At 75.7% G+C, this 11,022-nt stretch carries 10 protein-coding genes; 5 read left to right on the top strand and 5 right to left on the bottom strand.

Annotated elements, in window-relative coordinates; genetic code table 11:
* On the bottom strand, window positions 1-1,551 hold a 1,551-nt coding region (locus ACH9EU_RS14895), incomplete at its 3' end, for an HNH endonuclease signature motif containing protein (RefSeq protein ID WP_396413188.1).
* A gap of 312 nt (window positions 1,552-1,863) precedes the next feature.
* The gene (locus ACH9EU_RS14890; RefSeq protein WP_396414693.1) at window positions 1,864-2,316 is read right to left on the bottom strand and encodes a PLDc N-terminal domain-containing protein; all 453 of its coding nucleotides are present in this window, start codon (window positions 2,314-2,316) and stop codon (window positions 1,864-1,866) included.
* Window positions 2,317-2,413: 97 nt separating this feature from the next.
* On the opposite strand from ACH9EU_RS14890, the gene ACH9EU_RS14885 reads away from it, so the two are divergent.
* Window positions 2,414-2,701, top strand: coding sequence for a DUF4229 domain-containing protein (locus tag ACH9EU_RS14885; RefSeq protein WP_396414692.1), 288 nt, complete (start codon window positions 2,414-2,416; stop codon window positions 2,699-2,701).
* A 15-nt stretch (window positions 2,702-2,716) separates the two neighbouring features.
* Here the strand turns inward: ACH9EU_RS14885 and ACH9EU_RS14880 are convergent, their stop codons facing one another.
* From ACH9EU_RS14880 to ACH9EU_RS14870, 3 genes are all read right to left on the bottom strand, one after another.
* On the bottom strand, window positions 2,717-3,598 hold the full coding sequence (locus ACH9EU_RS14880) for a 1,4-dihydroxy-2-naphthoate polyprenyltransferase (protein WP_396414691.1): 882 nt from the start codon (window positions 3,596-3,598) through the stop codon (window positions 2,717-2,719).
* Window positions 3,599-3,693: 95 nt separating this feature from the next.
* On the bottom strand, window positions 3,694-4,860 hold the full coding sequence (locus ACH9EU_RS14875; RefSeq protein ID WP_396414690.1) for an AMP-binding protein: 1,167 nt from the start codon (window positions 4,858-4,860) through the stop codon (window positions 3,694-3,696).
* Window positions 4,861-4,873: 13 nt separating this feature from the next.
* Window positions 4,874-5,848 (bottom strand): 1,4-dihydroxy-2-naphthoyl-CoA synthase, encoded by a 975-nt coding sequence (locus ACH9EU_RS14870; protein WP_396414689.1) that lies wholly within the window; start codon window positions 5,846-5,848, stop codon window positions 4,874-4,876.
* A gap of 139 nt (window positions 5,849-5,987) precedes the next feature.
* Between ACH9EU_RS14870 and ACH9EU_RS14865 the strand changes: the two genes are divergently transcribed.
* From ACH9EU_RS14865 to ACH9EU_RS14850, 4 genes are all read left to right on the top strand, one after another.
* Window positions 5,988-6,146, top strand: a complete 159-nt coding sequence (locus ACH9EU_RS14865; protein ID WP_396414688.1) for a hypothetical protein — start codon at window positions 5,988-5,990, stop codon at window positions 6,144-6,146.
* 9 nt (window positions 6,147-6,155) lie between these two features.
* Window positions 6,156-6,965, top strand: coding sequence for an alpha/beta fold hydrolase (locus ACH9EU_RS14860; RefSeq protein ID WP_396414687.1), 810 nt, complete (start codon window positions 6,156-6,158; stop codon window positions 6,963-6,965).
* An 84-nt stretch (window positions 6,966-7,049) separates the two neighbouring features.
* On the top strand, window positions 7,050-9,620 hold the full coding sequence (gene hrpB / locus ACH9EU_RS14855) for an ATP-dependent helicase HrpB (RefSeq protein WP_396414686.1): 2,571 nt from the start codon (window positions 7,050-7,052) through the stop codon (window positions 9,618-9,620).
* A 364-nt stretch (window positions 9,621-9,984) separates the two neighbouring features.
* Window positions 9,985-10,923, top strand: coding sequence for an aldolase/citrate lyase family protein (locus ACH9EU_RS14850; protein ID WP_396414696.1), 939 nt, complete (start codon window positions 9,985-9,987; stop codon window positions 10,921-10,923).
* The last annotated feature ends 99 nt before the right edge of the window (window positions 10,924-11,022 follow it).

The following is an 11,022-nucleotide window of genomic DNA, read 5'->3' as shown; positions in this document are numbered from 1 at the left end:
GATCCGCAGGGGCGTGAGCACGGGGTGGTGGTATTGGCGGGGGTAGGTCACGTGCATCCGCCCGGCCGGTGAGGTCCACTCCAGTACGCCCTCCGGGCACCGGGGGTCCCGCCGGTCGCGGTGGCTGACCGTCCAGGGGCCCAGCGGCCCGTGTCGGTGCTTGAGCAGGTGGTGGTGGCGGCACAGGTGCGCCAGGTTGCCCGCCGCGGTCGCCCCTCCCTGGGCCCACGCGACCGTGTGGTCGAGGTCGCAGCGTTCGGCGCTGCGGCGGCAGCCGGGGAACCGGCAGGTTTCGTCCCGGTGGCGCAGCCGGCGCTTGAGGTCGGCCGGGACCGCGTAGGTGGCCCGGTCGTACTCCAGGACCGTGCCGGTCACCGGGTCGGTCAGCACCCGGGACCAGGAGGGGGCGGCCACCGCGATCCGGGCGGCCAGCTCCAGCGGGATCGGGCCGTACCCGGCCAGCTCCGCGCACCCTCCGGCGGCGGGCAGCCCCGCCGGGGGCGCCCCGGGCCCGGTGGTGTGGGCGAGCAGGGCCAGGGCCGGGACGGTGACGGCGACCTGGCCGCGGATCCCCCGCAGGTCGGCGGGCCACTGGGGCGGCTCTCCCGTCAGCAGCAGGTCCGCCAGCACGTCCGCCTGCACCTGGGCGCAGGTGCGCCGATCACGCTCACTGCCGCCCGGGCCGCGGTCCGGGTCGGTCCCCGGCAGGCACCCTGCCGGGCCCGGGGTGCCGGCGGGGCCGGCACGCCGGGCCAGGGAGGCCAGCCGGTCGCGGGCGGCGTAGGCGGTGGCGGCGTCCAGCAGCGCGCACACCCTCGCCATCCCGTTCTCGCCCGGTTCCACCCACACCCGCCGATCGGCCAGGGCCTGGCGGTGACGCTGTTCCTCGGTGTTCCGCAGCAGCTCCTCCCGCCGCCGCCGGGCCAGCGCGCGCAGCTGGGCGGCCGTGCTCTGGGGGGCTGCGCGCAGCAGGTCCTCGGCCAGCTGCCGCACCGCCTCCACCGGGGGCCGCGGCTCCGGCGGAGGGCGCAGCTCGCTGCCCAGCAGCTCGATCCACGTCTCCACGACGACCTCGGCCTGCTTGCCCCCGATCACCCCGTCCTCCAGGGCGGTGAGCACCTCGGGCAGGGACCCGGCCAGGCCGATGGCCTGCTCCACGCGGCGCACCGCCGTGACCGCCGGCAGGCGCAGCACCGGGCCGATCTCCGCGGCCACCTCCAGCAGGCTGCGGCTCTCCAGCAGCTGCCGACCGCACCGCCGGGAACGTGCGTTCAGCCAGCGCACCAGCACCGCCCGCCGCTGCTCGTGGGCCTCCTCCTGGAGCCGCCACATCCGGTGGATCCCCCGCAGCTGCCGTCCCGCCGCGGCCGCCTCCGCCCGGGCATCACCGGCCAGCTCTCCCACCGCCCGGGCGTAGTCCCGCTCCAGGGCGTCCAGGTCCGTGTCCTCCCGCAGCATCTCCTCCAGGGACCGCGGATCCTCCGGGAACCTCGGATCACCCGGGAACGGCGGATCGTCCGGGAACCACGGATCATCGGGCCAGGTGGTCATGACTCCAGGATCCCCGCCACCTCCGACACGCTAAGCAGCGGCGCAGACCACCTCGGCCACGTGCCGGACCGGGCCTTCCCCGGGCTGGGCCGGGGCGCGGACCGGGAGCACCCCGGAGGCCCCGGCGTCGTCGGGGCGGGCGCGTGGCCGTGCGGCGGACATCGGGCCCGGCCTTGTCGGACGGGGGAGCACATCAAAGGGAACGGCCCGCACCGGTGTCTCGGCGCGGGCAGTCCGTCGTTCCGGCACCTGGCCACCGGGAGTGGAGCCGGTCACTCGAGGCCGTCCCCAGGATCGCGTTCGTGGGGCGGCTCAGTCGCGGGGCGGGCGGTTCGAGCCGGGGGTGTCGTCGTTGTGCCCGTCGGAGCTGCCCGCTGAGGAACCGTCCGAGGGACCCGCGCCGCCCGGCCGGTCGTCGGGCCCGGCCGCGCCGCCGTTGCGTCGCAGCTCCTCCTCCCACCGGCGCAGCTTCTCCGCCTGCTCCTGCTGCCGCCGGCGCTCCTCGAGGTTGCGCAGGAACTGCGGATCGTCGTCGGGTCCCTTGCCGCGCACGGGTCCGGTCGTCCCGGCCGTGCCCTTGGGCCGGCCCAGGAACAGCCACAGGACCGCCCCGAGGACGGGCAGGAGGACGATCACCGCGATCCAGGCGCCCTTGCGCAGCCCACGGATCTCGGCGCTGTCGGTCCGAGCGCACTCGATGAGGGAGTAGACGATGACGCCCACCGCCAGTGCGGCCGCCGCGATGATGAAAATGGCTCTGCCCATGCCGACAATCGTAGGGGAGTTGCCTGGACGTCGGCTCAGCGCCGGGGAAGCGCTGCCGGGGGAGCGGGGAGCCCGGCCGCGCCGGTAGAATGACGGGGTGAAATTCCTGACGTACTCACTGCTCCGCCTCTCGGTCCTCGTGCTGGCCTTCCTGCTCAGCGTCTGGCTGGGGGTGGGGCTGGTCCTGGCGGGGATCGCCGCCGTGGTGATCTCCTTCGCGGTCTCCTACCTCTTCTTCCCCCGTCTGCACCGGGCGGCCGGGGAGGAGCTGCACGGCTGGATCTCCCGCTCGCCCCGCCCGCGCAACCGCCAGGCGCTCGAGGACCAGGAGATCGAGGACGCCTACGTCGAGCGCTCCCTGCGCGAGGAGGGCCGCGAGGTCTGAGACCTCAGGCGGACCTCACGGCCACTGCCGCAGCAGCACCGCGAGCAGGAAGAGCACGGCCCAGCCCACGTTCAGCACCCCGCACTGGCGGAGCACGGGGATCAGCTGGCGGCGGTCCTGCACCCTCAGCACCGTGGCGACGGGCGGCAGTGCCAGCGGCACGAGCAGCAGCACGATCAGCATCCACGGGTTGTAGGGCACGAGGAACAGCACCAGCAGCAGCGCGACCGCGATCTCCGCGGCGAAGACGACGCGGGCCGACGGATCGCCCAGCCGGACGGCCAGGGTCCGCTTGCCGGCCTCCCGGTCCCCGGGCAGGTCCCGAACGTTGTTGGCCATCAGGAGGGCCATGGCGATCAGGCCGGTGGCGAGGGCCGCGATCCACGCCTCGAGGTTGAGGGTCCCGGCCTGCGTGAGCGTGGTCCCGAGGACGGCCACGAGCCCGAAGTAGACGAAGACGAACAGGTCCCCCAGCCCCAGGTAGCCGTACGGCATCCTGCCCCCCGTGTAGCCCCAGGCCGCGAGCACCGCGGAGAGGCCGATCGGGATGAACCACCACTGGCGGCTCAGCACGATGAGCACCGCGCCGGCCACGGCGGCCAGGCCGAAGCACACGAATGCCGCCGCCTTGACGTGTCCGGGCCGGGCCGCTCCGGAGCCGGTCAGGCGCAGGGGACCCACCCGGTCGTCGTCGGTGCCCCGGATGCCGTCGGAGTAGTCGTTCGCGTAGTTGACGCCGATCTGCAGGAGCAGCGCCACGGCCAGGGCCAGGGCCGCGCGCACGGCGTCGAAGGAGTGCAGGGACTGGGCGGCGGCGGAGCCGGCGACGACGGGAGCCAGGGCCATGGGGAGCGTCCGCAACCGGGCCCCCTCGATCCACTGGGCTGGCGTGGCCACGGGCTACCTCCGTCAAGAACGACTCGCGCGGGATGCGGCCCGGTGGGGGACCGGAACCGCAAGCCATTCTGCCACGGCCCCCGTGCACCTCCGGCTCAGGTCAGGAGGCGGGCGACCGCGGCCCGGTCCGGCTTGCCGGTGGGCAGCAGCGGCAGCTCGTCGGGCCACGCCCAGCGCCTCGGGACCGCCGCGGCACCGTGCTCGGCGCGCACCGCGTCCGCGAGCTCGACGCGCAGTCCCTCCCGGTCGGTGCCCGCCGCGGCCACGACGGCCGCGGCCACCGCCTCCCCCCACTCCTCGTCCGGCACCCCCAGCACCAGGGCCTGGCGCACGGCCGGGTGCCGGGTGAGCACCCCGGTGACCAGGCCGGCGGAGATCTTGACCGCGCCCGTGTTCACGACGTCGTCGGCGCGGCCGTGCACGGTGAGCACGCCCTCCGCGGAGAGCTCTCCCACGTCGTCCGTCCGGTACCAGCGGGTTCCCGCGACCTCCCGGAAGTGCCGGGCCGTCTGCTCCGGGTCCCCGGCGTAGCCCGCGGCGACGACGTCGCCGCCGAGCCAGATCCGGCCCGGTCCGGCCGGGCCGCCGACCCCGGCCCGCGGGGCGTCGTCGTCGCCCCCTGCCGTCCCGACGTGCACGGACACGCCGTTGAGGGGGACGCCGTCGTAGACGCACCCGCCGCACGTCTCGGACATCCCGTAGGTCGTCACGACCCGCACGTCCGCGTCCCGGGCCGCTCCGAGCAGCCGCGGGGAGGGCGCGGAGCCGCCGAGGAGGACGGCGTGGAAGCTCTTCAGCGCGGACACCGCGTCCCCGTTGCGCACACCGGTCTCCGGTTCGAGGATCCGCTGGAGCTGGGTGGGCACGAGCGAGGTGAAGCGCACGGGGTCCTTCAGCTCCTCCGCCGCGGTCGCGAACGCCTCCGGTGTGAAGCGGGCCGCCGGGTCCATGACCTCCGGGACGGTGCCCGCGTACAGGGAGCGCACGAGCACCTGCAGTCCGGCGATGTGGTGGGCGGGCAGGGCGAGCAGCCACTGGCCCACCCCGCCCGTGCGCACCGCGGTGGCCATCGACGACGCCGCGAGGGCGTCGCGCGTGAGCACCGTGCGCTTCGCGCGGCCGGTGGACCCGGACGTGCGCACCACCACGGCGGGACCGGCCCGGCCCAGCACGCGGGTCAGCTCCGGGAACAGGCTCAGCGGGTCCCCGGGCACGGGGCCGTCGAGGACCACGGCGTCGTCGGGCACGATCAGCTCGGCCATCGCGGCCACCGCCCTAGAAGTAGTAGGGGAAGGGCGACCAGTCCGGGTCCCGCTTGCCGAGGAACGCGTCCCGGCCCTCGACGGCCTCGTCGGTCATGTACCCCATGCGTGTCGCCTCGCCCGCGAAGACCTGCTGGCCGGCCATCCCGTCGTCCGGGAGGTTGAACGCGAACTTCAGCATCCGGACCGCCTGCGGGGACTGGCCCGCGACGTCCCGCGCGTACCCGATCGCGGTCTCCTCCAGTTCGGCGTGCGGGACGACGGCGTTGACCGCGCCCATCTCGAGCATCCGCTGCGCGTCGTACTCCCGGGCGAGGAAGAAGATCTCCCGGGCGAGCTTCTGGCCGACCTGGCGGGCCAGCAGCGCGGAGCCGTAGCCGGCGTCGAAGGAGCCCACGGTGGCGTCCGTCTGCTTGAACATCCCGTGCTCCCGGGAGGCGATCGTCAGGTCGCAGACCACGTGCAACGAGTGCCCGCCGCCGGCCGCCCAGCCGGGGACGGCCGCGACCACGACCTTCGGCATCGTGCGGATCAGGCGCTGCACCTCCAGGATGTGCAGGCGCCCGGCGCGGGCCGGGTCGATGCTGTCGGCGGTCTCGCCCTCCGCGTAGCGGTAGCCGTCGCGACCGCGGATGCGCTGGTCCCCGCCCGAGCAGAACGCCCAGCCGCCGTCCCGCGGGGACGGGCCGTTGCCGGTGAGGATCACGGTGCCCACGTCGGAGCTCATCCTCGCGTGGTCGAGCGTGCGGTAGAGCTCGTCGACCGTGGACGGGCGGAAGGCGTTGCGCACCTCCGGGCGGTCGAAGGCGATCCGTACCCACGGCAGGTCCCGGACGACCGCGCCGTCCGGGTCCCGCTGCACGCCGCGGTGGTAGGTGAGGTCCTGGAGGTCCCCGAAGCCCTCGACCGTGCGCCACTGCACGGGGTCGAAGAGCTCCGAGACCTGCTCGGGGAGCACATTGCCGGAGGTCGGGGTGGTGTCAGTCACGGCTCCGAGTCTACGTGGGGCGCACCGCGGAGCCGGATCCCGGAGCTGCCGCGGCGGGGGCTGTTCCTCGGCTGGGTGCCGACGACGCCGACGGCCTGCGCTCATCGTGCAGGACGACCGGTTCCGCGACACCGACCCGGTGGCGGAGCTCCCCTGGACGACGGTCGGCGTGGACGCTCCGCTGCCGCGGATTCCCGTTCGGGTGGACAGCATGACGGCCATCCGGCAGGACAGCTTCATCATGGTCGACGAGCTGAGCACGGCGCCGCGGGGGGCGCAGGTGCCGGGACGTGTCTAAGCTCGGAGGATGGCTGACTTCCGGACGAGCACCCTGCACACGACCCCCGTCGGGGACCGCGGCGACCGCGTCGTCTTCCTGCACGGCCTGTTCGGCCGGGGCAAGAACTTCGCCCGGATCGCCAAGGACCTTCTGCCCGACCACCGGAGCCTGCTGGTGGACCTGCCCAACCACGGACGCTCCGCGTGGACCGACTCGGTGGACTACCGGCAGATGGCCGACTCCGTGGCCGAGACCCTCCGGGGAGACTTCGCCGCGGAGGGACCGGTCGCGGTCGTGGGGCACTCCCTCGGCGGCAAGGTGGCCATGGTGCTGGCGCTGCGCCACCCGGACCTCGTCTCCCGGCTCGTCGTGGTGGACATCGCGCCCACCCGGACCGGGGGCGGCGAGGGCGAGTTCGCCCACCTGCTGGACAGCCTCGCGGCCGTGGACCTGACGGCCGCCGAACGGCGCTCGGACGTGGGCAAGGCCCTCGAGGAGCCCATCCCTCAGGACACCACCCGGAGCTTCCTGCTGCAGAACCTGCGCAGCGGGGAGGACGGGCTGTCGTGGGAGCCGAACCTCGAGCTGCTCCGGTCGAGCCTGGACGCCGTCGGCGGCTTCCCGGACACCGGCGACGCCGTCTACGAGGGGCCGGTCCTCTGGGTGGCCGGTGGGCGCTCGGACTACGTCCGCGACGAGCACGCACCCCTCATGCGCAGGCTGTTCCCGAGGGCGCACCGGGTGACGATCCGCGAGGCCGGCCACTGGGTCCACTCGCAGGAGCCGGAGAAGTTCACCGAGGTGCTGCGCGGGTTCCTGGCCCACACCGAGACGTAGCCCGCGCGCGGGGTGTGTCCGTTCCGGGCGGCGGGTGCAGCACCCGCCGCGGAGGGGGCCCGCAGGAGTGCCAGACTGGACACCGTGACCTCGGCACCCTTCGACCTCGACCGGATCGGCGCCGGCCTGACCGTCGCCGGCGTGCTCGGCGAGCTCCGGAACGCCCTGGCGGGCGGGGCGGCCGTGGTGCAGGCCCCGCCCGGCACGGGCAAGACCACGCTGGTGCCACCGCTGCTGGCGGATCACCTGCACGAACGCCGTGCCGGCGGCGTGAGGGGTCCCGCCCGGGTCGTCGTCACGCAGCCCCGCCGGGTCGCCGTCCGGTCGGCCGCCCGCCGGCTCGCGCACCTGACCGGGACCCGGGTGGGGGAGCTCGTGGGCCACACGGTGCGCGGGGACCGGCGCGCCGGTCCCGACACGCTCGTGGAGTTCGTCACGCCGGGGATCCTGCTGCGCCGGCTCCTGCGCGACCCCGAGCTGCCCGGGGTGGGCGCGGTCGTCCTCGACGAGGTGCACGAGCGCGGCCTGGAGACCGATCTGCTGGTGGGCCTGCTCGCCGAGGTGCGGCAGCTGCGCGAGGACCTCGTGCTCGTGGCCATGTCCGCGACCCTCGACGCCCCGCGCTTCGCGGACCTGCTCGGGGGCCCCGGCCCCGCACCCGTGGTGGAGAGTCCCGCCGTCCTGCACCCCCTCACCGTCCGGTGGGCCCCGCCACCCGGGCGACGCACCGACGAGCGCGGCGTGACGCGGGAGTTCCTCGACCACGTCGCCCGCGTCGCGGCCGGCGCCCACGCGGAGGCGCTGGCCCGGGAGCCGACGGCTGACGCCCTGGTCTTCGTCCCGGGCGCGTGGGAGGTCGCCGAGGTCGCCCGCCGGCTGCGGCGGCACGGGGCCGGGAGCGAGGTCCTCGAGCTGCACGGGCGGATCGGCCCCGCCGAGCAGGACCGCGCGACCTCGGGCCGCGACGCCGGCGACCCGCCGCGCGTCGTCGTCTCGACGTCCCTCGCCGAGTCCTCGCTGACCGTCCCGGGAGTGCGGCTCGTCGTGGACTCGGGGCTCTCCCGCGAGCCCCGCCGCGACGCGGGCCGGGGCATGACCGGCCTGGTCACCGTCGCCGCGGCGCGTGCATCGGCCGAGCAGCGGGCGGGCAGGGCGGCCCGGCAGGGTCCGGGGGAGGTGGTGCGCTGCTACGACGAGCGGACGTGGGCGGCGATGCCGGCCCACCCCGCCCCCGAGCTGGCGGCGGCCGACCTCACCGGAGCGGCGCTGCTGCTCGCGTGCTGGGGCACGCCCGGGGGGCGGGGACTGGCCCTGCCCGACCCGCTGCCGTCGGCGGCGCTCGCCGACGCCGAGCAGGTGCTGCACGACATCGGCGCGATCGACGACGAGGGACGGGTCACCGCGACCGGCCGCCGGCTCGCGGAGGTGCCGGTCGAGCCCCGCCTGGCGCGCGGCCTGCTGGAGGGCGCCCGCGCCGTCGGCGCCCGTGCCGCGGCCGAGGTCGTCGCCGTGGTCTCGGACGACCACCGCCCGCCCGGCGGGGACCTCGCGCGTCTGCTCGTGGACCTCCGCGCCGGCCGCGCTCCCGGCGCCCGGCGCTGGGCGGAGGAGGCGCGGCGGCTGCGCGGCTGCACGGACGAGCCACGGGGCGCGGCCGAGCCGCACGAGATCCCGGAGGACCTCGTGACAGGGGCCGTCGTGGCCCTCGCCCTGCCGGAGCGGATCGCCCGGCGCGCGGGGGACACCTGGCTGCTGGCCTCCGGGACCCGCGCCGGGCTGCCCGCCGGCAGCGCCCTGGCCGGACACGAGTGGCTCGCCGTCGCGGACGTCACCCGCGGGGGCGGCCGGGCCGCCGCCGGCACCGGTGCCGTGATCCGCGCGGCGGCGGCGATCGACCGGGACGTCGCCGAGCGGTGCGCCGAGCCGCTGCTGCGCGACGAGGTTCGCACCCGCTTCGCGGGCGGTCGGATCGGTGCCAGGCGGGTCCGCTCCCTCGGGGCCATCGAGCTGTCCTCGACCCCGACGACCCCGGAGCCGGGGCCCGCCCGCCGCGCCGTGCGGGACGCCGTGGCGGAGCAAGGCCTCGACCTGGTCGGCTGGTCCGAGCCGGCGGACCGGCTGCGCCGGCGACTGGCAATCCTCCACCACCACCTCGGCGCACCCTGGCCCGAGGTCTCCGACGACGCCCTGCTGGCCCGGCTCGAGGAGTGGCTGGCCCCCGAGCTGGACGCCCTCGCCGCGGGCGCCCGCGGCGCCGACCTGACCGCGCCGCTGCGGCGGCTGCTCCCCTGGCCGGAGGCCGCCCGGCTGGACGAGCTCGCGCCCGAGCGACTGGCCGTGCCCAGCGGCTCGTCGGCGGCCGTCCACTACCCGGCCCCCGACGACCCGGCGGCACCTCCCGTCGTGCGCGTCAAGCTGCAGGAGTGCTTCGGATGGGCGGCGTCCCCCGCGGTGGCCGGGGGCCGGGCCCCGGTGATCTTCCACCTGCTCTCCCCGGCCGGGCGCCCCCTGGCGGTCACCGCGGACCTCGCGTCCTTCTGGTCCGGGCCCTACGCCCAGGTCCGGGCCGAGATGCGCGGCCGCTACCCCAAGCACCCCTGGCCCGAGGACCCCTGGACCGCTCCTGCGACGGCCCGCACCACGCGCCGGGCCTGAAGCCCGTGGGCGTGGCGCCCGGCTCGCGGTGGCGCCCGGCACGCCGCCCCCGGCGCGAATGACGGCCAGGTGGCGCTCGGATGTGATCTGGGTTACGGTGGAGTCACCGCACCTGCCGCGCGTGCCGATCGGGCACGCACGGGACCGGCTCGCCCACCTCGCGAGCACCGGCCCGAGGCACGCACCGGACGGACCCCCGCGACGCGATCGTTCCCGCGGTTCCGCCACCGGTCACGGTTCCGCTGTCCGCATCCCGCCCTCCCGCGGGAGCCCGGCACGTCTTTGCACCGCAGCCCGCTGCGCCACACCGAACAGGTATCCACTCATGACCGCCACCTCCATCGAGCCCGCCTCGACCGAGTCCATGTCCACGACCCCCAGCACCTCCTCCCTCCCGATCGTCCCGCAGGTCGCCGCCCCGGAGATCGGCCCGGAGCTCGCCCGCTCCTGGCTGCTCGTCAACGGCGCCCAGCCGGAGCGCTTCGCGGCCGCGAAGGCGAGCGCGGCCGACGTCGTCGTCCTGGACATCGAGGACGCCGTGGCGCCCAAGGACAAGGCGCAGGCCCGCCACAACGTCGTCACCTGGCTGGAGGCGCAGGACGAGCACGGCACGCGGAACCGTGCGTGGGTGCGGATCAACGGCTTCGGCACCCAGTGGTGGGAGGAGGACCTGCGCGCCCTCGCCGGGGTGCGCGGCCTGGACGGGGTCATGCTCGCCATGGTGGAGTCCCCCGAGCACGTCACGCGCACCGCGCAGCTGCTCAAGGACACGAGGATCGTGGCGCTCGTGGAGACGGCCCGCGGCGTGCAGCACCTTCAGGCGATCGCCGGCGCCCGCTCCACGTACCGGCTCGGCTTCGGGCTCGGCGACTTCCGCCGCGACACGGGCTTCGGGGAGAGCCCGATGACCCTGGCCTACACCCGGTCGCAGTTCACCATCGCCTCCCGGGCCGCGAACCTGCCCGGCCCCATCGACGGCCCGGCCGTCGGCGCGCTGGGCGCGAAGCTGGCGGAGGCCACGGGCGTGACCCTCGAGTTCGGCATGACCGGCAAGCTGTGTCTCATGCCCGAGCAGACCGCCGCGGTCAACGAGGGGCTCAGCCCGTCGCTGTCCGAGCTGTCATGGGCCACGGAGTTCCTCCAGGAGTTCGACGCCGACGGCGGGGAGATCCGCAACGGCTCCGACCTGCCCCGGCTCGCGCGGGCCCGGAAGATCCTCGGTCTGGCCAACGCCTTCGGGCTGAGCGTGCCCGAGGGCTACGACGTCCACTTCGAGGCGCCGACCGACACGTACCACTGCTGATCCGGTGGGAAGGGGCCGGTTCCCGGCCCCGCCGCGCGCGGGATCGCACCCCTTGCCCGCGCGTCCGACGGACCGGTGGGCGCCGCGCAGACACGGCGT

This window comes from Kocuria rhizosphaerae (assembly GCF_044462265.1).
GTDB lineage: Bacteria > Actinomycetota > Actinomycetes > Actinomycetales > Micrococcaceae > Kocuria > Kocuria rhizosphaerae.
Note: the sequence above shows the minus strand (reverse complement) of the source record. Positions and strands in the feature narration are given on the sequence as shown.

Excerpts from the sequence above, each read along its gene's own strand:
- ACH9EU_RS14850 (WP_396414696.1), top strand. The coding sequence starts at position 9,985 with ATGTCCACGACCCCCAGCACCTCCTCCCTCCCGATCGTCCCGCAGGTC.
- ACH9EU_RS14875 (WP_396414690.1), bottom strand. The coding sequence starts at position 4,860 with ATGGCCGAGCTGATCGTGCCCGACGACGCCGTGGTCCTCGACGGCCCC.
- ACH9EU_RS14860 (WP_396414687.1), top strand. The coding sequence starts at position 6,156 with ATGGCTGACTTCCGGACGAGCACCCTGCACACGACCCCCGTCGGGGAC.
- ACH9EU_RS14890 (WP_396414693.1), bottom strand. The coding sequence starts at position 2,316 with ATGGGCAGAGCCATTTTCATCATCGCGGCGGCCGCACTGGCGGTGGGC.